At 48.4% G+C, this 23,389-nt stretch carries 16 protein-coding genes; 3 read left to right on the forward strand and 13 right to left on the reverse strand.

Annotated elements, in window-relative coordinates; genetic code table 11:
- Window positions 1–279: 279 nt before the first annotated feature.
- Window positions 280–1,101: a nucleotidyltransferase family protein gene (locus LX69_RS14225; RefSeq protein ID WP_111446718.1), complete on the reverse strand. Its 822-nt coding sequence runs from the start codon at window positions 1,099–1,101 to the stop codon at window positions 280–282.
- Between the two features lie 581 nt (window positions 1,102–1,682).
- On the opposite strand from LX69_RS14225, the gene LX69_RS14230 reads away from it, so the two are divergent.
- The gene (locus LX69_RS14230) at window positions 1,683–3,749 is read left to right on the forward strand and encodes a M3 family metallopeptidase (protein ID WP_245935027.1); all 2,067 of its coding nucleotides are present in this window, start codon (window positions 1,683–1,685) and stop codon (window positions 3,747–3,749) included.
- 67 nt (window positions 3,750–3,816) lie between these two features.
- Here the strand turns inward: LX69_RS14230 and LX69_RS14235 are convergent, their stop codons facing one another.
- A complete protein-coding gene (locus LX69_RS14235) occupies window positions 3,817–5,277 on the reverse strand; it encodes a monomeric [FeFe] hydrogenase (RefSeq protein WP_111446720.1) in 1,461 nt (486 codons plus the stop codon).
- A gap of 268 nt (window positions 5,278–5,545) precedes the next feature.
- Entirely contained in the window at window positions 5,546–7,312 is a 1,767-nt protein-coding gene (locus LX69_RS14240; RefSeq protein ID WP_111446721.1) for a sigma-54 interaction domain-containing protein, read from the reverse strand.
- Window positions 7,313–7,689: 377 nt separating this feature from the next.
- Between LX69_RS14240 and LX69_RS14245 the strand changes: the two genes are divergently transcribed.
- Window positions 7,690–8,256 carry a hypothetical protein gene (locus LX69_RS14245; RefSeq protein WP_111446722.1) on the forward strand — a complete coding sequence of 189 codons (567 nt, stop codon included), beginning with the start codon at window positions 7,690–7,692 and terminating at the stop codon, window positions 8,254–8,256.
- A 19-nt stretch (window positions 8,257–8,275) separates the two neighbouring features.
- On the opposite strand, the gene LX69_RS14250 is transcribed toward LX69_RS14245, so the two are convergent.
- From LX69_RS14250 to LX69_RS14300, 10 genes are all read right to left on the reverse strand, one after another.
- On the reverse strand, window positions 8,276–9,727 hold the full coding sequence (locus LX69_RS14250) for a M20/M25/M40 family metallo-hydrolase (RefSeq protein WP_170124410.1): 1,452 nt from the start codon (window positions 9,725–9,727) through the stop codon (window positions 8,276–8,278).
- A gap of 18 nt (window positions 9,728–9,745) precedes the next feature.
- Window positions 9,746–10,465, reverse strand: a complete 720-nt coding sequence (locus LX69_RS14255) for an SDR family NAD(P)-dependent oxidoreductase (RefSeq protein ID WP_111446724.1) — start codon at window positions 10,463–10,465, stop codon at window positions 9,746–9,748.
- A 502-nt stretch (window positions 10,466–10,967) separates the two neighbouring features.
- Window positions 10,968–11,486, reverse strand: a complete 519-nt coding sequence (locus tag LX69_RS14260; RefSeq protein ID WP_245935028.1) for a DUF7935 family protein — start codon at window positions 11,484–11,486, stop codon at window positions 10,968–10,970.
- A gap of 24 nt (window positions 11,487–11,510) precedes the next feature.
- Window positions 11,511–12,704 (reverse strand): pyridoxal phosphate-dependent aminotransferase, encoded by a 1,194-nt coding sequence (locus tag LX69_RS14265; protein ID WP_111446725.1) that lies wholly within the window; start codon window positions 12,702–12,704, stop codon window positions 11,511–11,513.
- Window positions 12,705–13,259: 555 nt separating this feature from the next.
- Window positions 13,260–15,632 (reverse strand): GumC family protein, encoded by a 2,373-nt coding sequence (locus LX69_RS14275; protein WP_111446727.1) that lies wholly within the window; start codon window positions 15,630–15,632, stop codon window positions 13,260–13,262.
- A gap of 148 nt (window positions 15,633–15,780) precedes the next feature.
- Entirely contained in the window at window positions 15,781–16,527 is a 747-nt protein-coding gene (locus LX69_RS14280) for a glycosyltransferase family 2 protein (RefSeq protein ID WP_111446728.1), read from the reverse strand.
- A gap of 78 nt (window positions 16,528–16,605) precedes the next feature.
- A complete protein-coding gene (locus LX69_RS14285; protein WP_111446729.1) occupies window positions 16,606–17,151 on the reverse strand; it encodes a WcaF family extracellular polysaccharide biosynthesis acetyltransferase in 546 nt (181 codons plus the stop codon).
- A 165-nt stretch (window positions 17,152–17,316) separates the two neighbouring features.
- A complete protein-coding gene (locus LX69_RS14290; RefSeq protein ID WP_245935029.1) occupies window positions 17,317–19,734 on the reverse strand; it encodes a polysaccharide biosynthesis tyrosine autokinase in 2,418 nt (805 codons plus the stop codon).
- A 10-nt stretch (window positions 19,735–19,744) separates the two neighbouring features.
- Window positions 19,745–20,530, reverse strand: coding sequence for a polysaccharide biosynthesis/export family protein (locus LX69_RS14295; protein WP_111446730.1), 786 nt, complete (start codon window positions 20,528–20,530; stop codon window positions 19,745–19,747).
- Between the two features lie 165 nt (window positions 20,531–20,695).
- Window positions 20,696–22,009, reverse strand: coding sequence for an amidohydrolase family protein (locus tag LX69_RS14300; protein ID WP_111446731.1), 1,314 nt, complete (start codon window positions 22,007–22,009; stop codon window positions 20,696–20,698).
- 383 nt (window positions 22,010–22,392) lie between these two features.
- On the opposite strand from LX69_RS14300, the gene LX69_RS14305 reads away from it, so the two are divergent.
- Window positions 22,393–23,292: a DMT family transporter gene (locus LX69_RS14305; protein ID WP_111446732.1), complete on the forward strand. Its 900-nt coding sequence runs from the start codon at window positions 22,393–22,395 to the stop codon at window positions 23,290–23,292.
- Window positions 23,293–23,389 lie beyond the last annotated feature (97 nt).

A 23,389-nucleotide genomic window follows, 5' to 3' on the forward strand; every position in this document is an offset into this window, starting at 1 on the left:
ACCTCAAAATAGTCTCTTTTGCTCTATTTGCTTTTGTAATACATTGATAATCAGTGTCTGAATTTTCGAAAAATCATTTGTAGTACACAAGGGGGTATTGTATATCAGCGGTTTACATGTTTACTTTGGGGCATGTATTTCAAAGTATCCATGCGCACCAACCCCGAAACGGGAATCTATAGCGGTTATTACCGTGTTTAGTGGAGAGCTAGCGTCATTACGCTACCTTTACAAAGCGAAAATCTGTAGTACACAAATCCGAACTCGAAAATGAACAATTCATTGAAATACAGGCGCTGGCTTTAGGATAGCTGCAAAATGGGTTAAGGCTTCAACGTGCTTATTAAACACATGTAGCTCATCAACATGGCGCATCATCACAGCCACAATATCAAGCAACCACCCCAAACGCATCCCGCCTAACCGATAGCCATGCCAGGCATGCGTGGCAATGTGATAAACCATGTGAGCATCATCAAGCACCGTCATCACACTCCCTGCAACCATTCGTGATTGACATTGAGCCCAAAGAGGTTCTGATGGTGGGTTTAGCGGGTCACCCATCGCATACAAGCGCTGATGTATTTCGACCAATACCCCCTTGTAGGTGATGGCACTCACATGAGCATGCACTTGGTCGTGAACCTGCGACTGGGGCACATATCGGGCAACTGCACCCGCATCCAACAGCAGCTGACGTGCACGCGCACCATTCCCCTCTCTCACAAGCAGATCCAAATCGCCCATGGGACGAATGCCTTCATCGGGGTAAACGGTAAAAGCCAGCGCACTGCCTTTTAATGCGATCAGATCAATTTCATGAGCATTAAGAATCGATGCCACCGCCTGCCAAACAGACCAGATTTGACGATTTCGAACCAACGTACTCATGTATGCCAACTTGAACTGACTCAAAGCGTCATTGGTAAAGCCATGCTCCCAACCATTTTGTTTGATCAAATGATATAATCGAGGTGCCAAACCGGCCGATTTAATAAAGTCCATCATCGGACGGTTCATTTCAACAGACTCAACTTTTTGCTCGCGACAAAGGAACAAAAGTGTCTGAAACTGATTGGGGGTAAGTGACGATGCTTCCATTGTTCAAATATAAACAGACAACAAGAGAGGAAAAACCGTTTCTTCAATTTTATCACATGACAGACATCACCCTGTATAAAAAAATCTCCATACTTCGGAGTTAATGAGAACACACAAAGCAAAACCTTTACGGCTGATGCATCATCCTCACAACACAGAAATACAGAGATTTAAACACAACAACATCATCTATCGATGATGATGGGGATTACCTACAGTTACAAGAACCACCACACTCGCAAGCATGTTCGGGTTGTTTCTGTGATTTGCACTGACAATTGCCACCACACTTGCAAGCATGGCTTTTTTCGGCATTCCCTGCATAACTCAGGTTTTCACTTGATTCGAACTGTGATTCTTTCATGGCATTTGATATTGAATTATATTCGGACAAATTTATCTTTTTATTCTCACACTTCAAACATTAAAAGACTATTTTATCCGATTTATGCACTGCAAATTTTGGATACTCAAAATCAGAAACCCCAACAAATATCACACTCAAAATTGTACTTTTGAACTATTATAAAAAAACATCAACAATGCGACCCTATTTACTCATTGGATTAATAACCACTATCATGACTGCATGTCAACCCACCACACGGGAAAACAACCCGCTACTGACCACCTACAACACCCCATTTGAAGTTCCGCCTTTTGACCAGATTCAACACGAACACTACCTCCCCGCCTTTAAAGCGGGTATCGAACAACAGAACCAAATGGTGGATCAAATCATCACAAGTACTGATTCTGCAACATTCGACAACACCATTTTAGCCTTTGACCAATCCGGCGAACTGCTTCACCGAATCAGCCTTCTTTTTTTCAACCTAATGTCATCCGACGTCGACGATTCACTACAAAGCATCGCTCGCGAAGTGACACCATTGCTAACTCGTCACGCAGACAATCTGGCTCTGAATGAAAAACTCTTTAAGCGTATTCAACACGTTTGGAATCAAAAAGAGTCATCCACATTGTCCCCTGCTCAAAAAAGGGTTGTTGAGAAATACTACATGGATTTTGTGCGAAATGGAGCACTATTGCCTAATGACTCGCAAGACACCCTGCGTGTTCTCAACGAGAAAATATCAATGCTCTGCCTTCAATTTGGTGAGAACCTATTGGCCGAAACCAACCAAAACTTCCTCCTCCTCATCGACAACCCAAACGATCTGGATGGACTGCCTCAAGCCATCCGTGAAACAGCAGCATTGGAAGCCAAACAACAAGGGCACGAAGGCAAATGGGCTTTCACCCTGCAAAAACCCAGTTGGATTCCTTTTTTGCAATACGCCACCAATCGTCAACTGCGCGAAAAACTTTATCGCGGTTATTTCATGCGTGGCGACAACGACAACGCGAACAACAATGGCACCATCGTGACTGAAATTGCCCAACTGAGAGCGCAACGTGCACGTCTTTTGGGGTATTCCACACACGCTCAATGGGTGATTGAAGAAAACATGGCTGAAAAACCTGATAATGTCACTCGTTTCCTCGACCAGCTGTGGATGCCTGCCCTCAACAGAGCTAAAAACGAACTGACGGAGATGCAGCAAATAGCCAAGAACGAAGGCCTCAACAGCCCTCTGCAATCATGGGATTGGTGGTTCTATGCCGAAAAACTGCGCAAAGCCAAATACGACCTCGACGAAGCCGAACTTCTTCCCTACTTTGAACTCCAAAACGTGCGAAATGGGATGTTTGATGTGGCCAACAAACTTTACGGCATCACATTCAATCCAATGAATAACCTGCCCGTGTATCATCCCGAAGTCGAAACTTGGGAAGTGAAAGATGAAGACGGCAGCCATCTTGGCATTTTATACCTCGATTACCATCCCCGTGCAGGGAAACGCCCCGGAGCCTGGTGTACCACCTTTCGCGATGCACAAAGCCAAAACGGACATCGCATTGCCCCGGTGGTATCCATCGTCTGCAACTTTACCAAACCTATGGGCGACACGCCTGCCCTATTAACATGGGATGAAGTCACCACCATCTTCCATGAATTTGGTCATGCCCTGCACGCCCTCTTCACTGATGGTCAATACAAACGCACGGCCGGGGTTGTGCCTCGCGACTACGTAGAATTGCCTTCACAAATCATGGAAAATTGGGCCTCAGAACCACAAGTTCTCCGTCAATATGCCAAACACTATCAAACAGGAGAAACCATTCCTGAAAGCCTGATACAAAAGATTGAAAAAAGCGCCCATTTCAACCAGGGATTTATGACCACCGAGTACTTAGCGGCATCGTACCTCGACATGGCTTGGCATGACATTGATGCCTCCACCAAAATCATCGACGCCAACACATTCGAACAAGAAGCCATGACCGGGATTGGTCTTATCCCTGAAATACTCCCCAGATACCGGAGCTCCTATTTCTCGCATATTTTTGACGGAGGCTATTCGGCCGGATACTACGTTTACATTTGGGCGGCAGTGCTCGATGCCGATGCATTTGCAGCTTTTAAAGAATCAGGTGACATTTTTAACCGCGACTTGGCCAACAGATTCCGTCAACATTGCCTTCGCGACAGCGGAGAAGACGAAGGGATGACCCTCTACCGAAAATTTAGAGGTGCAGACCCATCGGTTGAACCTTTATTGACCAGACGAGGACTGAAATAACCCCCATTGCCATAAAAACAAAACCCCTGCATACGACAGGGGTTTTGTTTTTATATAGACAATCATTTTAAACCTGTTCATCCACCTCTTGAAGCGAATCAATTTCATCAATCACCTTTACCAGGTTTTGTTTGGCCGCTTCATAACGACTCACAGTACAAGGCCCATTCACACATCCGCCTTCGCACGACATTACTTCAATGAAATTATAACCATTCCCTTTTTTAGCCATGGCACGCAACATGCCGATATTCTTCTTATTGAGGCCTTCAATCATCAATGGTTTAAAAGGAGCCCCCACAGGCAGGCTCTGACGAATGGCGTTGGCCACCCCGCCACTCATGGCAAAACCACGTGCTTCTTTCGAAATGGCACCATCGACGTTCGTTTCTACGCCTGCAGTCAAATCAATGTCATAAGCTTTGAAGTATGCCTCCAATTCCTCTATTGTCAACACAAAATCCACCAACCCACTATCTTTGGCTTCCTGTCGTTTGGCCAAACAAGGACTCACAAATACCAATTTCGCTTTGGGATAGCGTTGCTTGGCCAATTCGGCCGTATAATACATGGGCGACCGGGTGTGCGACACCTTAGGTTTGATGCCGGGAATATGCTTATTGACCAAAGCCATGTATGACGGACAGCAAGAACTAGTAATAAATTCCTCCCCCTTTTGAGCAACCAACTCTTGCCACTCATGGGTTTCATGACGAGCAGTAATATCAGCACCTTCGGCCACTTCCATCACTCCGGTAAATCCCAATTGACGTATGGCACCCAATAAACGAGCCGGAGTGGTTTGGAACTGCCCCAAAAGTGCCGGTGCCACCATGGCCACGATTTCCTGACCGGTCTGAATGGTTTGAAACACATCAATGACCTGCGTTTTTTCCAAGATGGCGCCAAAAGGACACGCATTCATGCAACGTCCGCAATCAATGCACTTGGTATGATCAATCACCTGAATCCCTTCATCATTTTTCGAGATGGCTTTTACGGGGCAAGCCTCTTCGCAGGGCACAGGAATATAAGCAATGGCATGGTAAGGACAAGCCTTTTGGCATAAACCACAGTTGATGCACTTACGCTGGTCGATGTGTGCCTTACCATCGAACACGGTAATGGCATCTTTGGGACAATTAAACTGACACGACCGGGCTTCGCAGCCCATGCAAAGATTACTCACCGTATAATTGACCTGCACACACGAACTACAAGCCTCATCCACCACTGTTAAAAAGTTATTTCCGGGCAGTTTACGCTCCATCGCTAAATGCGCATAACGCTTTAATGGAGTCAACTCGTCGGTTTCATCGGCAATGTCAAAACCCAAAATGGCCATGATTTTATACCGAACCACTGCCCGATCCTTATGCACACAGCATCGAATCGGGTGTTTTGACTTAGGTCGCATTTCGACAGGAATGCGGTCAATTTTCTCGAGCAATTCGCCTTTTTTCAACAACTTGACAATGCGCATGAGCAGTTCACGCTTTGTCTGAATCGCATTGTTGTAATAAATCATAAATTCGTATTTGATTTTTTGTCCGGAGCCATTAAGGTTGCTCCTTTTCGACACTCCTTTCTATCAACAATCTTGCCAAAAACTACAATACACTAACAAAGAACCTATTAACAAACACCCCAAATCTACAACTGCGCAAATATAGTACAATGCACACAAATAACATGTCCTATATTAAAACAATGATGCATTTTAGGACACAACCCCAAACAATGTCAACGTTTGAAAAATTTAACAACAAGATGAAAGAACGAGAGATCATTCAACATTAACGAACCAATTCATACTTTTTCATCTTCAAATAAAGCGTGTTGCGACTCACACCCAACAGTCGGGCGACCTGCGACATATTGCCTGAACAATGGTCAATCATCTTCTTAATATGCTCCTTTTCGAGCTCATCCATCGAACAAGGAATAAAACCGCCAACACGATACTCATCTGCATCGGCCATCACAGTTGAATGATATGAGTCGGTCATCTGTTGTTTGAAATAATCAAACGAAAACTTACCGTCCAAATTGACCAATTGTTCAATAAAATTTTCCAATTCACGAATGTTTCCAGGCCAGGCGTAATCCAGCATCTGCTGAAACTCGGAATAATGCAAGTGCGGAATATTTTTATGCAATCGCAAACTCTTTTTTTGCATCAACAAACGAATCAACGATGGCAAATCGCTTTTTCGCTGTCGTAAAGGCGGCAACTTCAATGGGATGACACTCAATCGATAGAACAAATCCAACCGAAATAGACCTTTTTCAACCTCCCTTTTCAGGTTTTTGTTGGTGGCTGCAATAATTCGGACGTCCACAGGGATCAGTTTGGTTCCGCCGATGCGCATCACCGCCCCTTCCTGAATGGCACGCAACAACTTCGCTTGCATATCAGCCTTCATCTCCCCGATTTCATCTAAAAAAAGGGTGCCTTTATGTGCCAACTCAAATTTTCCAGGATGACCGCCTTTTTTGGCGCCGGTAAAAGCCCCATCATCGTAACCAAACAACTCACTCTCAATTAAATTCTCGGGTATCGCAGCACAATTGATGGCCACAAAACCGGCATCACGACGGCTGCTGCCATTGTGAATGCTCTGTGCAAAAACCTCTTTCCCGGTTCCGCTCTCGCCTTCAATCAACACGGTCGATGGACTATCGGCGATGGTACGGGCATAATCAACCAAGCGACGCATCTCTTTGCTTTTACCCACCACATCGTCAAAGGTGTAACGAGCCTGCATCCCGGTGTATTTATTAACAATCTCGTAAAGATTTTCAATTTCACGCAACGACACCACCATGCCCAGCAAATGCCCACTCAAGTCGTTAATAGGCGACACATTGATATTAAAACGTGCAACTGCATCGGCCGTCATCACGGGGACTTCTTCGTTTTGAAACTTCACCCCAGCGACCACACTCTCCGAAATGGCTGCCCATCCCTGCACCAATTGATGAATGGGAATGAGCAACAAATCCCTGCGACGAATATTTACCATCACACATGCCGTGTCATTGGCATACAAAATGTGTCCTTCCAAATCGATGGCAATGACCCCAAAACGAAGGGAATTCATGATGGCAAAAGTAAAACTGTTATTATTCTCGATGTTTTGCTGCATCTGAATCCCCATCATACGCTCATGCACCAACTGCAGCATGAGCGTAAAGAGCATTTCAGCCAATCGGGAATCATACGATTGCGGAAAAACCGCCATCAACGACCACGAGTCACCCTCCAAAACAGAGGATATCGCCCACCACTTCTGCCCATCGGGTGTCGAAAACTCAAAAGGAACCTCCGAAGAATAATGAGAAAATGAAAGCCGCTTACCCGGCTCAAAATACATCGACAGCACCTTAGGCACATCGCCACATGCCACCACCCGATCCACACAAATGCCATCGCGCAGCAACACATAACAGAAATCGTGCGCCTGCAACTGACAGGCGACCTCGCGCAACTGCTCGGTAAGACTTTTCAGTCCATCGACACTGCACGATAAATCATTCTGAAAAAAAAGTTTCTTCGCCACTTGATGTGTTCAGTTTTATTACACCGCAAAGGTAAATTTATTCACACACCAGCCATCATCGAACTCAAACAGAATAAAGAGCCGGATGCATTTTTTTAAGGAAAACAAAATCGTTAAAACAATATTTCACATACCTTTGCAAACAACGCAAAACAAATAACAGACCTTTACCAACCCTCCCTCAACATGGGGGAAACGGAGAACACAAAGGCCATCACTACACGATTATGGCAAATCATTCTTCAAAAAATCTCATCCATCTAAAGAGAGACATTATCCAAGCGCTTTCCGGACTTCCGGGGCACATATACTTAACAGACGGTGCTGCTATTTCACACTTTTATTTGAACCACCGACACAATTCACAACTCCATTTTTTGGTTGAAAACGATGAAGACATCCAAATCATCCACCAAATGATTGTGTCGGCATTGGGTCACACTCACTGCATTGAATCAGAAGAAACCCTCAACAACACGGCAAAACTGATCATCGGCAACGACATGGCATCAATCACCTTATTCATCACAAAAAACAACCATCCTCGTCTCAAATCGCCGGTCATCACCAATCTCATTTCCGTCGACGATTTATACAACGTCTTCATCAACATCCTTCATCAGTTGAGCGAAACGACCTCGGCTGAATGCCTGCTGGATGTCATCATCATTGCCAGGGCCTATCAGTTCTCATGGCAGGACATCACTCATGACCTGAGCACAACGACCAACAACATCATCAAAAACATCAAAGCCATCAATCACGGGCAACTGATTGACATTGGCGAATTAAATATTTCGTGCAACGCCGATGAATTGGAACAATACATAGCACAACTCTTTGACGACATTGCCCATGCACGCGACAACTCACTCTGCCCGGTTGGCCCCGAACTCACCAACGCCATCGCAAACCCATTGATGCTGGCGCTCGACAATGCGTAAGCGGCACTGAGGATTATCCTCAGAATTGCCACCCCAAAAACACGCGATTACTTACATCGCGCACCGCATCCCCATCCCAATAAAACAGGGGCGATATGGCACGCCGGCACACCCATCCGGCCTGCAAACGCCACACCGACAAGCCTACGCCATAACTCAATCCCCACTCGTATTGCGCCATTGAACTGACATTGGAAAAACGGGCATCATCGCCCCCAAAATGATAACGTCCCCAAGGGCCGCCCAACACAAACAGCTGAGGCGAATCGAACGACGACACGCCCGTGGTCAGTTTCACAGACATGGGCACCGTGACCGAATGACGACGAAACACGCCTCCGGGATGGTCACTCCCACTGAAATCATAAAGCAGTTCGGATTGCAACTGCACATGCGACGACAAATTCATCTGCACATACCCCCCGACGCTACCCACCGGCACCGAATTGGCCCGATAATAACGGTTGTCATAAACATGATGCCCCTCGCCTGCCGTCAACATCAAGCCCCAACTGAAGTTTTTGGGTCGGGTGGATGATGCCTGCCAGGCGACAAATGCATCCGAAGGAGTCAACACAGATGCCTCGGACAATTGCAACACCAACTCACGAAAATATTCATTCAACAGCACCATGCCATCGTAGTCGAGCAGGTGTGCCTGGTCGCCGGGCTGATGATAAGGCGAGACGGTGCCGGTAAACAGGTGCACCGCCGGAATGCCCTTACGCCCGAAAGGATCCGTGTCGGTGTGCTTTTCGTAGCGAAAACCGCGATTGAGCACAGTGAGCGAATGACTTTGCGCCAACGCCCCGGCCAGTGGGTCGCCTTGCGCCAGCGCTTCAATGCCCTTGAGATGCACTCCTTTGTTTTTGGCATACATGCCCACCATGTCGCAACTAAACATCACCTTCACACTTGACAGCGGAACCGGCGGATGCGCCACAAAATAAGACGACCCTCTCAGACCAATTTCCTCGGCATCGAAGGCCACGAATATCACGCCCCGCTTCAAACGATGGCGATTCATCGACAGATGACGCGCCGTTTCGATGAGCATGGCCACACCCGACGCATTATCGTCGGCACCGGGAAAATAGGTGCCATCGTCCGAGTCGACTTCCAGCCCCAGGTGGTCGTAATGGGCACCCACCACCACCCATTCATGACACAAGGTCGAATCGGTGCCGGGCAAATACCCCATCACGTTGTGCCCCGACACCTGCACCAGCGACACCTTAAACCCGAAAGGCTGCAACCACTGGCCGTGAAAAGGCATCAAACCGGCGTCCACAAAGGCATTCACCACATAGTCGCGCGCCAGCGTTTTGCCGCGGGTTCCAAGGCCACGCCCCTGCAACGAATCGGAGGCCAAAAATGAAACATGGGCAGCCATGCGCTCACGAAGCGTTTGCGCCCCCAAGCTCAACGGCATCAACAACACCCACAGAATGATCACACACAACTTTTGCATCATCAAAAGAATTGAAACTTATTCGTAAATCATCTTTTTGGTCATCCCGCCATCCACGTAAAAGTTTTGGCCGGTGATGAATCCGCTCTCCTCCCGAGCCAGATAAAGACAGAGATCGGCCACATCCGATGGCTGCCCCACGCGTCCGGCAGGATGCTGTGCATGATCGGCAGCCGAGAGCTCGTCAATACTGCCGGTGTGAATCCATCCGGGCGAAATGCAATTGACCGTGATGCGGGTGTTGCTCAGCGACACGGCCAGGGCATGCGTCAGGCTCACCAGGCCACCTTTACTGGCCGCATAGGCTTCGCCATGGGGCTCGCTCATCAGGTGGCGCGTGGAGGCAATATTGATGATGCGGCCGGAATGAGTGGATGGGCGATGACGCACAAAAGCCTGCGAGAATAAAAACGCCGATCGCAAGTTAACGTTCAAAATCTGATCCCACTCCTGCCAAGTCAACTCAAGCAGGGGCTTAAAAATGGAAACCCCCACATTGTTGACCAGCACATCGGGACAAAGATCGTGGGCCGATAAGTCAGTCATCAACGATTCAATGGCCGGAGCATCGGCCACATCGAGCGAATAGAACACGATGCCATCGTACAACCCGGCCAGCTCGCGACCACGCTGCTCGTCAACATCGACCACCACCACCCGGCAATCGGCCTCGGCAAATTTGATGGCAATGGCTCGGCCTATGCCGTTGGCCCCGCCGGTAACTAATATGTTTTTCATGAGAGAGGAAGAGTTTAGGAGTGGAGGAGTTTAGGAGTGGAAGAGTGGAGGAGTGGAGGAGTTGAGGAGTTTAAGAGTGGAGAAGTTTAGGAGTGGAGGAGTTTAGGAGTGAAAAAATAGGGCTTTGAAGCTTAGGCACTTTGATGCTTTGACACTTTGAAGCTTTGCAACTTTGAGATTAGGAATCAACATCATTTAGTGAGTGATTTGCTATCATTTCGCCCAATTCTCATGTCTTAAATTCATATCGGACTTGACCATTCGAGCTTATATTATGGTGCCTCTGGGCACCAAAGCCCGGTAGAAGAAGGTAAGCAAACCATCTTTCGCCCCGATTGGGGCGAGAGGTAAACGATTCCCCTTAATACTACCGACATTTGGCCCCTATGGGGCCTCTAAAAAATGACAAATAAATACCGCCAATGATTCCGTGATTTAGTGTGATGGCATCATCAAAACAAAAACGCGAAAACATTAGCGGCAATGACAATGGTCGGTTCAATCAGCCCAGCAGGGCGACATCGCTTTTAACTTTGTCGATGGCTTTTTTTAAACTGCGCAGTGTGGCACCACCGCCCTGTTCAATAATCACGCGCCCCAGCTCGACCGATGGCGCATTGGGTGCCACCTGTGCCGCAGAGGTATTAATGAGCTTCACCACCTCTTCGCGAGCCTCTTTCACCTGTTCCCAGGTATCGCCGGCCACGTATAGCTGCATGGCCAAGTTGTGCTCAAACTCGCTGCGAATGGACTTAAGCAGCACGTTGTGAAACTGGTGGGTCACCAATCCCGACTGCTGCTCGCGTATCACCAGCGATTCGGGGTGCATCCGCTCCAAAAACAACGTCAACCGCTCATAGGCCTGCAGGCGCAAATTGAGCAAATGCTTGCGGTCGTCTTTCATGAGCGCGGTGCGCTGCTGCAACATGAAATATTTTAAAAACCAATGCACAATGAGCAAAATCCCCACCGTGAGTAGTAAAAATAAAAGCAACGCGAAAATTTCAAAACTGGCAATCATATCCTGAATGGTTGTGGTTTGTGATTAAGTAAGTTGTTCGACGGCCACCTTGAGGCGGCGCATGGCTTCGGTGAGTTTCACATCGTCGGTGGCATACGAAAAGCGAATGCACTCGGGGCTTCCAAAAGCATTGCCGGCCACAGTGGCCACGTGCGCCTCGTCGAGGAAGTACATGGTCAAATCCTGGGCATTGGCAATGACGCGGTCGCCAAACTTTTTGCCAAACAGGCCGCTCACATCGGGGAACAGGTAAAAGGCACCCTGGGGATGATTGACCTTCATGCCGGGAATTTGCGAAGCCAGATCGACCACCAGGTTTCGACGACGCAAAAAGGCCTGCACCATTTGACGCGAGGGTTCAATGCCGCCGTTCAGCGCAGCCACACCGGCCATTTGCGTCACAGAACAAGTGGCCGAGGTGTACTGCCCCTGCAACTTGATGCAGGCAGCGGCCAGCCACTGCGGCGCAGCAATGTAACCCAGTCGCCACCCCGTCATGGCATAGCCCTTGGAGAGGCCGTTGACAATCACCACACGCTCCTTGAGGTCGTCGATGTTGGCAAAACTGCAATGCGCGCCATCGTAGTTGATGTGCTCATATATTTCGTCGGAAATGATAATGACATGGGGATGCTTGCGAAACACCACAGCCAGGGCTTCCAGCTCCTGACGGGAATAAACGCTGCCGGTGGGGTTTGAAGGCGAGCTAAAGAGAAACGCACGGGTGCGCGGCGTAATGGCCTGCTCGAGCTGCGCGGGGGTGATTTTGTAATCCTGTTCGATGCCCGCCTTCACTTCAATGCACACGCCCTCGGCCAGTCGCACCATCTCAATGTAACTCACCCAATAGGGCGCCGGCAACACCACTTCGTCGCCCGGATTGATGAGCGCGTACAGCACGTTGGCAATGGCCTGCTTGCCACCGGTGGAAGCCACCACCTGGTCGATGGTATAAGTGAGCCCGTTTTCGCGTTTGAGCTTATCGACAATGGCCTGTCGCAGCGCGGGCAAACCCGGCACTGGCGTATAGTGCGAAAAATTATCGTCGATGGCCTGCTTGGCGGCCTGCTTGATATGGTCGGGGGTGTTGAAATCGGGTTCGCCAATGCTCAGGTTGATGACGTCGATGCCCTTGGCCTGAAGTTCGCGGCTGCGCTGCGCCATGGCCAGCGTTTCCGATTGTGCTAACTTTTGAATGCGGTACGATACGGTGTTCATCGAAAAACTTTTTGCCAAAACTAACAAAAAACCGACGATTTGGGTCTACCTCCCCCCGCGAAAGGCAAAAAACAGGAGGCATCCTCTCCAAACGGGAAACTTCCCCTTCTTAGCGGGATCATTGACTCTTGAAACAGGAAATTTCCCTATCGGAGAGGGATCATTGCCTCTCGGAACAAGCACGTTCCCCATCTCAGAAGGAACATTCCCTCTCGGAGAGGAAACATTGCCTCTTTTAACGAGAAATTTCCTTCTCAAAGAGGAAACATTGCTTCCCGGAGAGGGAACATTGCCTCTCAAAGAGGAAACATCGAGGCTCAGAGAGGGAACATTCCCTGTCAGAGAGGGAAAATTGCTGCTCAAAGGGGAAAAAGTGTCTGTCAGAGAGGGACAATTGACTCTCTGAGGGGGTACATTCCCTGTCAAAGAGGTAACATCGGCGCTCGGAGATGCCATCAGGACATCCAACCAAACAAAAAACGGAATGCATCCACACAAATCGCCCACAAAAAGCCGAACCCCGACACTTGCCCCCTCCACTAGTCACATCTGCCCCTATCCCTTGACGTAATAATCGGAATAATAGGATCCATAGCCCTGTCCGGGCAACTCCACATCGTTAAACAGCAATCCCATGGAGCGGATCTGCTCGTCGGCCAGGTAGCGGACGGTTTGCTGAAAATGATCCTTTCGGGTATGATTGAAACGGGTGATGTAAAGCAACGCATCGGCAAAGGGGAACACCAACCGCCCGTCGGAGACCACCCCCACCGGCGGCAAATCGACCACGATGACTTCGTAGGTCTTTCTCAGATATTCAAACAACTCGGCCGTGTGTGAACTGCCAATGAGCTCAGCCGGATTGGGAGGCACTTCGCCGGCCGGCATCACATGCAGCAGGGGCTGAGAGGTGGCATAACAGATGTCGGGCAACGCACTTTGGCCGATCAGAAAATTGCTGATGCCGGCACGATTATCGAGCTGAAAGAGTTCTGTCATTTTGGGGCGACGCAGGTCGAAGCCCAGCACGATGGTCTTTTTGCCCGACACGGCATAGGCCGAGGCCAGGTTCATCGACACAAAGGTTTTGCCATCGCCCGTATTGGTTGACGTAATGGCAATGACTTTCACCGGCTTGTCAACCGAGAGGAAATTTAATCGGGTGCGAATGCTGCGAAAGGCTTCGGCAATGTTGGAATTGGGCGAATTGACAATCACATTTTGCCCATCGAGACGGCTGTGCGGGATTTGCCCCAACACGGGCAAATGAGGTGCCAGATGCGTGAGATCTTCGGTGCCGCGAATGCGCACATTGAGGAACTCGATGAGCAAAATCAACCCGATGGGGATGGCCAGCGCCAGCATCAGTGCCCGGGTATAATTGCTGCGTTTGTTGGGCGACACAATGCCCCCCATCACGGCCTGATCGACCACCTCGTTATCGGGTGAGTTAGATGCCTTGGTGATTTGCGTCTCCGAATTTTTTTGAAGCAAAAAGGTGTAAATGGCATCGTTGAGCTTGTAGTTGCGCTCAATGCGCAAGTACTCCTTCTCAATGTCGGGGAGCTCATCCATGCGGTTATCCACGCCCGTCATTTGGCCGGCCAGCATGCGGTCTTCAATGGCAAGACTCTCCAGAGCCTTGTCGATGGAGACCATCAAATTGTCGCGCGCCACGGCAATGCGTCCCCGCAAAGCGGTGAGATAGGGATTGGTGTCGTTGGCCTGTGCCGAAAACTCGGCCATCTCATTATTGAGCGTCAACAGCTCAGTGACCATGGTCGACACAAAATCGTAATTCATGTCCGAAAAAGCGGGCAACATAAAGTCGGTCGAAAAAGGATCCTCAACCAATTTCTTCTTCAACAAATTGAAATAATAACTGCGCAAGGCCACCGACTGACGCTGCTTATCGAGCTCGTAGTACTGCGAGGCCATTTGCTTGCCGGCATTGAGCGGCTCGGTGATTTTGTGGTTCTTGCGAAAGTTGAGCAACAAATTTTGCGTGCGATCGAGCGTGTCGGCAATCATCTCGAGCTGCTTTTGAATGAAGTGCAGGGATCGGTCGGCAATGTCGTTCTTTTGCATGAGGTTGTGCTCAATCACCACCTGACAAAGCACATCGAGATACCTCCGCAGCTTCTCGGGCGTTGGCCCGGTCACCCCCAAAAACATGATGGATGACCCTTCGCGGTAGTTGGTCACCGACAAACGCCCCCGATACATCGAGGCCAGGTCGCTGTGCGCCCGAAACACCACATAGTAGCTTTTACCGGCAAAAGATCCCGTGCCCGCCTTACGAATCCGAAACGAAGCAAAGGGTGTTACCAATGGAACATCCCACCCAAGGGTGGTTTTAAAATTAATGGCGCCGCTGCTGCCGGTCACCTGATGGTCGGCATAGCGATACAACCGCCCTCCCTCGGCCTGAATGGTCAGGTGAATGCGGTCGTCGTCATCAAAAGCAATGGTTATTTCACTGTCGAGCAACTGAGGCGCCAGGGAATCAATCACCACTTCAAAAGGAGCGGTGTGATACACTTCGGTATCTTTCACCCGCCCCTTGGCATAATATTCAATGCCGTAATCGAGCCGATCGATGGTTTTACGGGCAATGCGCTGCGACTTGAGCAAAAAAGTCTGGTTCTCAATTTTACGATCCTCGGGCGACAACCCCACCCCGCCAATGATATTGGTGGTGGGCATCACCCGCTCATCGGTTCCCTTAAACAGCAAGGTGGCCTGTGCATGATAAATAGGAATGGTATAATGATGATACACCCAAACGGCAGCCATGGCAATGGGAATGGAGATGGCAAAGAAATACCAGTAACGCACGGCCATACCCAGCAGGCGCTTAAAACTCAACATCCCGTCCTGTGGCGACGAGGGTGATGGCGGGGGAATACGTTGGTCGGGGGTTGTCATGATGATTGGAGAGGGTTTGACTGATGAACACGCATACTAATCAACGGGGCACCGGAGCCCCTGCCTGGTCTTACACCTCATGAACAGCCATGCCGGTCATGAGTTTTGCGTAAGATATAAAAAAGAGACGAGCCTTCACTCGCCGGCATTAACGTTTAAAAAACTGCCCCACCTTCGAAAGGTTTTTGACCATCAAAGCCACGATGCCACCCACGTGGTTTTTGCGCAGGGCTTGATAATCTTCTTTCGATTTGCGGATGATATTTTTGAGCGACCGGTTGCTGGCACCGCCCACGCGCATGCGCACCATCACCTGTGGCAGGTAAACAGTCTTCAGGCCGGGCGCGCGAAACAATCGTAACATCAAATCATAATCGGCGGCAATGCGAAAGCGCAGGTCAAACAGCCCCATGGTGTCATAAAGATGGCGCCGCACGTACACCGTCGGATGCGGAGGCATCCAGCCACGCTTGAGCAGTTTGGGTTCAAAGGCACAACTTCGCCAATAGCGCACCACCTGATGGGGATTCTCTTTTTGCACATACACCAGGTCGCCGTACACCACATCGGCCTTCAGATCATCGGCTGCTTGAGCCATTTGGGCAATGATGCGTGGATGCGCCAATAAATCATCGGCATGAAGAAAACCCACCAAATCGCCGGTGGCCATCAGCAGGCCTTTGTTCATGGCATCATAAATGCCCTTGTCGGGTTCGCTCACCCACTTGCTGATGGACGCACCGTAGCCCTCGAGCATGGCCACTGTGCCATCGGTGGAGCCGCCATCCACAACAATGTATTCAATATCGGCATCCTGCTGGCTCAGCACACTCTCGATGGCCTGGCGCAAGGTTGCCCCTGACTGATAACACACGGTGATGATGGAAATTTTCACGCTTATAATGGATTACAACTCTATCAATATTACATACACGCCATTGGCACAAGGCACATCATTCGTTTTCGTGACGCTTTAGCCCAATCGCTCCTTGACCTTCACGGCCGGATTGCCACGATACACGCCATAAGCATCGAGCGAAGCCGAAGCCACACTTCCGGCAGCCAACACAGCATGCGATTCGCACACCACGCCACCGGTGACCATGGCTCGGGCGCCAATCCAAACCCCCTCGTACAGCACAATGGGGCTCACCTTGAGGTCGAAGGTCGACACCCGGTAATTGTGATTGCCGCACAGCAACAGCGCCTCCTGCGACAGACAACAATGGCTCCCTATGGTAACCCGATCCAGATTATCAATCCAAACCCGCTCGCCAATCCACACATGATCGCCAATGGTTAGTTTCCAGGGATATTTAATGTTAACGCCGGGCTTCACCACCACCCCGGTGCCAATGGTCGCGCCAAACTGCCGCAGCCACCACACCTTAATCCCCGACAAAGGATTGGCCGGATTGATGAAAAACAACGCGTTGACAAAAAACCACAGCGTGCGTTTGAGCAAGCCGGCTCCCTCGTCGTACCAATCGTTGTTGTATGCCGATAAATCGGTTTTCATCTGTTTGTAATTAGCCCCCAAAATCCCCCAAAGGGGGACTTTGGATTCGTTTCGTCATATTTCAAAGGATTCTTCTCCACACCTCCACTCCTAAACCCCTCCACTTCTCCACTCCTAAACTCCTCCACTCCTAAACTTCTAAACTCCTCCCCCAAAGACACCAAATTATTTCTTAACATCTTCATCGTAATAGCCATAGCCATAACCATAACCGTAGCCATAACCATAGCCGTAGCCATAACCGTAACGATACCCGTACGAAGATTTGCCGGCCTGTAAATCGTTGAGCAGGATGCCCACGTTATCAAATCCCTCGTCTTTGATGTTGCGGATGGTTTGATGAAGCACCTCTTTAATGGTATACCCCTGACGACACAAAAAGACGATGGTGTCGGCATATCGGGCAATCAAGTAGGGATCCGATACGATGCCCATGGGCGGTGTATCGAGCAATATCACGTCATAGTGGGTTCGCAAATAGTCAAACATCTCCTGCGTTTTACCGCTACTGATGAGTTCCGACGGGTTGGGGGGAATGTCTCCCGAAGGAATAAAACTCAAATTGGCCTGGTCGGATGCAATAATGATATCTTCAATTTTGACCTTACCGGCCAGGTAGTTCGACACCCCTTCCTTCTCACTGAAATCGAATATCTTATTTAACCCGGGCTTGCGCATGTCAAAGCCAATCAACACAGTCTTCTTGCCCGAATAAGCGAAAACGGCAGCCAGGTTGAGTGCGCAAAAGGTCTTTCCCTCACCGGGCATCGACGAGGTCACCGCAATGACAGGTTTGGGCTGATTGGCGGTCATAAACTCCAACCGGGTGCGCACACGTCTGAAAGTCTCGGTTATCACCGAGCGTGGATGACTCATCACCACGTTACTCTGCTCTTTATCGCTGTGAATGACTTGCCCCAAAATGGGCAAATGGGTCAATCGTTCAATATCGTCGGGCGAAAGAATTTTGTTATTCAGCAATTGGCGAAGCACCAAAAAAGCCAGCGGAATCACCAGACCAATGAGAAACCCCTTGCGATAATCGGCAATTTCCTGCGGGCTCACCTGTCCTCCGGGGCGTGCCGACTCCAGCACTTCATGGTCGGAGGTGTTCGAAGCCTTTTGTATCTGAGCTTCGGAGCGCTTGCGAAGCAAAAAAGTATACACCTCGTTATTGAGTTCGTATTTCCGCACAATGCCCAACATCTTGCGCTCCGTTTCGGGCAAATCGTACAGGCCGGTCTCCACCAGCGCCAAATCGGTGCGCATGCGGTGCATATTGCCTTCTTCGAGTTGAATCTGATTCTTGAGCGACTTTAGCACCGTCTGGCGGGCTACCTCAATGCGCTCTGACAAACCCTTGTCATAAGGATTCTGAAACTCGCCAATGGCCAAACGCTCCGAATTCAATTCAATCATCTGACGAATCTGCTCTGCCAATATGGGATTGTCTATTTGATACATGGCAGGCGCCATCACCTCCTCCGAGAGACTGTCGCCCTGAAAATACTTCTCAAGGTATAAATAATAATTGCGCACAATGAGACGCTGGGCAATGGTCTCCTCGAGTTTTTGCAACTTCTCGTACAGCAATTCGGCCTGAGCCGATGCACTCTGTATTTTGTTGTCGGCTCTGAAACGGCTCAGTTCCGATCCGGTAATACGCAACGAATCGGAAATATTAATCAGCTGCGACTCAATAAAACGGATGGTATTGATGGCAATCTGGTTTTTCTTATCCAGATTGTTTTCGATAAACACTTGCGCCAGAGTATTGAGAAAACGAATGTTCTTTTGCTGATTGACGCCCAACACGGTCATCCGAACAATGGTGGAATTTTCGTCATTCTTGCGGGCACTGAACGAGCCGCGATACGAGGCCGCCAAATCGTTGGGATGGTTAAAGCGGAAATACATTTCATGCCCTTTAAGCGACTGACCGCTGATGCCATTCAGCACAAACGAACACCACGGGGTCACCACAGCTTCACCAATCCGATGCTCTTGCTGATAATGCATCTTCCCAACCGAAGCGCCATTCATGTCGGTTAAATAACAAAAAGTCGATGCCGATTCCTCCACCTGAACCTCTAACCGATAAGTTTGTGCATCGACAAAGGTGATCTGAAATGGCACATTGAGCATCTGATGATGCAACGAGTCAAACTGAATCACAAAAGGAGTGGTTCCATACACCTCGGTATCTTTCATACGCCCCTTGGCAAAGTAGCTCACATGAAAATCGAGTCGATCGATGGTCTTGCGAATGATATCGTACGACGACAAAAGGGCAATCTGGTTATCGAGCGAACGCATGCCGGGCGTCAACCCAAAACCTTCCATCATGCTGGCCGTGGGACGTTCATCGCCTCTCTCCTCCATAATAATGGACATATCAGCCCGATAAACAGGGATGGTGTATCGATGATACAACACATATGAGCCCACGCCAATGGAAATAAAAATTGCAAAAAGCCACCAGTAATGGAGCAAATCGCGTAACAAACGTTTATAATCGAGTGAAAACTGCATGCCGCCACCCGCAGGGGCTGCCGGTGAATGAGGGGTCGTTTGAGAATTCATGGACGCGGGGTTACTTGGTTAAACTGGTAATGGTTAAATACAAGGCCAGCGCCGAGGTGATGATTCCTATACTGAATGACTCGCCGATGCCCCAATTTTTAGCTCGCATGGGGCGAACATACAACACATCATTGGGGTAAATATAATAGTAGTCTGAATCGACAATGTTTTTATCCGTCAAATCGAGCATCACCGTTTGACTTCCCGAAGCAGTCTGACGCAGCAAAATCACCTTCTTACGTTTCCCGAAAGGCGTCAGGTCACCCGAACTGGCAATGGCTTCAAAGATGGTAATCTGATCCTTGTGCATGGTCTTTACGCCGGGACTGCGCACCTCTCCCAATACCGAAAAGGAATTATTGGACAGACGCACCACCACCTGGGCATCCTTCAGATATGGCTCTAAAGCCTTGCGAATGCGCTCCTTGGCCATGGGCATATTGCAACCCGACAAATTTATTAACCCGGCATAGGGAAAATCCACATTCATGCGGTCGTCAATCATATAGGTGTACAAACGCGTGGTGGTTTGCCCCATATTGGAACTTCCCGACGATGTGGCATTAAAAAACTCAGAGATTTTAGTATCGGGGGTGCGAACCTGAATAAAAAGATAATCGTTGGGTTGTAAGAAATACCGATCAGTGACCCCCGGAAGCGTGTCATAAGGGTTTTGATAATCTTTATCGGCCGAGAGATCCTGTAAATAACGGGTTTGCTTTTGAGGGATACACCCTGTCATGAGCAATAAAACTAACGCAACAGCCGGATAACAAATTCGAATAAGGTTTTGCATGGTTTTGATTTTACGAGGGCAACAGTTCCTGCCTTCAGCCTTTATCAACGTTCATCTTCAATGCCCATGGTCAACGAAACGTTGCCAATGAACAAAGTGCAAAAATATAATTTTATCCCCGTATTTGGCTGCCCGTTTAAAATTCTTTATAAAACCATCCCAACATCAAGCTCCGGGACTGCGATAAAGGTAATGACCGTTTAAGTTTTCACTAAAAAATGTCTCCCCGTCGTACACCATTTTTCCTTTACAAAACACAAACTCAGGGCGACCATGCAACTTCCACTCTTCGGAATGATCATCATTGAAAAAATTGCAATAAAGATTACGCTCCACATCAGGATTCCAAATCATGAAATCAGCATCGGAACCAATGCGAACTACTCCCTTCTGAGGGTAAAGCCCCATAAGCATGGCAGGCTTGGTACTCATATTATTCACAAAATCGGTGATGGCCAAACGCCCCGAAACGACCGTCAGTGTATACAACATGCTGGAGTAATATTTCAGCCCAAAAAACTTATCGGGACGATTAAACACCGGGGACTCAGAACTATTGCCAATCATTAGCTTAAACGAAGGCCGAGCGACCAGGTAATTATCCTGTGAAATCAGCTTGCAAAACATCTCGTGACCAATGGGGCGAAAACGCACGCCGGTATAATTATCCTCCCGTGTTTGGGTCCCCCACTGCTGCCCCTCCCCCAAACTACATGGCATCTCTATTTCGGCATACATGTTTTTATTGCGAGCGTGATACTTCTGAAACACCTCAATTTCTTCACGATACCTTAACCGGGTCAACAACACCGGAAATGTGGCATTACGCAAACGTTGCAGCACTTTCTCCAGATACGACGGATACCCCACGCCCCCCTCACCAATGGTATAAGTGGTATATCCTCCCACCCATTCAAAATCCAGACAATCGGGAATCTCAATAATGACAGTCAGGTTAAACCTCTCGGCATAAGCATAGAGCCGTTTAAACAAACTCTCATGACGAAAACAATCAAAACCCTGATTGATATATATGGTGCTCATCCCAAAATGCACATAGCATTCAAATAAATCCTGTTCGCTTTCGAAACGATACCGCATGGGGGAAAAATGATAAGCAAAATCAGGAACCCCGGCTTGTTGCTGTGTACTCATCTGTTCGATGACCGGTTCAAAATCGGCACTTTTCTCCGGTTCAATAGTTTCGAATAACGTGGTGGTTCCATTGATGACCTGCACCCCTACCAATTTATCACGTTCGTGGGTATCTATATCTTTACCTGTTAAATCATAATGATAAAAATCAACGCCTCCGGGAATGATAAACCGTCCTCCGGCATCAATGACGGGGGTCATGGGATCGGGACGGACAATGGTGGATGAAATCTCAATAATGGTTTCGTTACCGATGAGCATATCCGCTTTAAAGACCTTATTTCCGGTGACAATCAACCCATTTTTTATCAATAAATAGTTCATGCATCAACAGGGTTAACGAATACGACTCGTGGTCATGTAAATATGTAATGAATAGGGATTATATATCAAGGTCGTTTTGTTAAGATAAGAAAACGTCAGACGATGCGACAAATGATGAGCTGAAGAAACACGATTAAATCTGCGTTCTCACTTTCCTCAGTCTAATCTCTGGGTCTGTAGTCCATTAATTTTCTTGTCTTTTGTTTGAATAACATTCACGAAACGACATTGGATTATAAATCTTGATTGTGTCAATTTAGAGAATAAAAAAAAAGCATTCAATTTTATTTGTCCGACAGCTTTCAATCATCCATGAATTAAGTTTTTTTAATGATTGAACTATCTCGCAAAGCAATAGTTTTGCACATCTAAAATTTTACATCATGTGGTTTCTATTAGCGGCAGCGTCAGCCATTTTTCTTGGCGTCTATGAGGTCTTGAAAAAAGTATCGGTCACCTCCAACGCCGTGTTGCCGGTATTGCTCTTCAGCACCGTGGCCAGTTCTTTGGTGATGCTGCCGGTTTGGTTTGCCAGCCACACGGGAATACTCAGCCAGGAACATCTGCTTTACATCCCTGCCACAACACCGCGTGAGCATCTGCTCATCTTCATCAAAACCATTATAGTTCTTATCTCCTGGATATTTACCTATTTCGCCCTCAAGCACCTGCCCATCACCATCGTTTCACCCATACGCGCCACGGGGCCCCTATGGACATTGATGGGTGCCATTATCATCTTTCGCGAACAGTTATCCTGGATGCAATGGTGTGGCATTGGCGTGACACTCACATTTTTCTACCTCTTTTCAACCTCGGGACACAAAGAGGGCATCTCGTTTAGAAACAACAAATGGATTTGGTTCATTATTTTAGGAACACTGTCCGGTGCTGCCAGTAGCTTATACGACAAATTCCTGCTTAAACAAATACACCGCATGTCGGTGCAATGCTATTTCACGTTTTACCAGGTCGCCATCATGCTGCCGGTGGTGGCATTACTATGGTGGCCCAAACGCGCTTCAACCACTCCTTTCAAATGGAAATGGTCAATCCCCTTGATCGGCATTACCTTATTGGTGACTGATTTTTTATACTTTTTTGCACTCAGCCATCCCGAATCTCTGGTATCAGTCGTTTCGGCCATCCGCAGGGGCAGTGTGGTCATCGCCTTTATTGTGGGTGCCTGGGTGTTTAAAGAAAAACGTATCCGAGAAAAAGGTGTTTACTTAGCCGGAATTCTCACAGGCATCGCTCTTTTGTTGTTTGGCAGCGCACACTAAACACAAACAAATCACCAACAACGAGTTAACACACCAACCAACCACCTTTCCTGCCCTTTCCTTTTGATTTTTCATCATTAATATGTTATTTTGCCGA

This window comes from Breznakibacter xylanolyticus, from assembly GCF_003254275.1.
GTDB classification, from domain to species: domain Bacteria; phylum Bacteroidota; class Bacteroidia; order Bacteroidales; family Marinilabiliaceae; genus Breznakibacter; species Breznakibacter xylanolyticus.

Coding starts and splice junctions, on each gene's coding strand:
- LX69_RS14255 (WP_111446724.1), bottom strand. CDS start 10,465: ATGAAAAACATATTAGTTACCGGCGGGGCCAACGGCATAGGCCGAGCC.
- LX69_RS14235 (WP_111446720.1), bottom strand. CDS start 5,277: ATGATTTATTACAACAATGCGATTCAGACAAAGCGTGAACTGCTCATG.
- LX69_RS14275 (WP_111446727.1), bottom strand. CDS start 15,632: ATGACAACCCCCGACCAACGTATTCCCCCGCCATCACCCTCGTCGCCA.
- LX69_RS14260 (WP_245935028.1), bottom strand. CDS start 11,486: ATGATTGCCAGTTTTGAAATTTTCGCGTTGCTTTTATTTTTACTACTC.
- LX69_RS14285 (WP_111446729.1), bottom strand. CDS start 17,151: ATGAAAACCGATTTATCGGCATACAACAACGATTGGTACGACGAGGGA.
- LX69_RS14225 (WP_111446718.1), bottom strand. CDS start 1,101: ATGGAAGCATCGTCACTTACCCCCAATCAGTTTCAGACACTTTTGTTC.
- LX69_RS14305 (WP_111446732.1), top strand. CDS start 22,393: ATGTGGTTTCTATTAGCGGCAGCGTCAGCCATTTTTCTTGGCGTCTAT.
- LX69_RS14230 (WP_245935027.1), top strand. CDS start 1,683: ATGACTGCATGTCAACCCACCACACGGGAAAACAACCCGCTACTGACC.
- LX69_RS14250 (WP_170124410.1), bottom strand. CDS start 9,727: ATGCAAAAGTTGTGTGTGATCATTCTGTGGGTGTTGTTGATGCCGTTG.
- LX69_RS14300 (WP_111446731.1), bottom strand. CDS start 22,009: ATGAACTATTTATTGATAAAAAATGGGTTGATTGTCACCGGAAATAAG.
- LX69_RS14295 (WP_111446730.1), bottom strand. CDS start 20,530: ATGCAAAACCTTATTCGAATTTGTTATCCGGCTGTTGCGTTAGTTTTA.
- LX69_RS14265 (WP_111446725.1), bottom strand. CDS start 12,704: ATGAACACCGTATCGTACCGCATTCAAAAGTTAGCACAATCGGAAACG.
- LX69_RS14290 (WP_245935029.1), bottom strand. CDS start 19,734: ATGAATTCTCAAACGACCCCTCATTCACCGGCAGCCCCTGCGGGTGGC.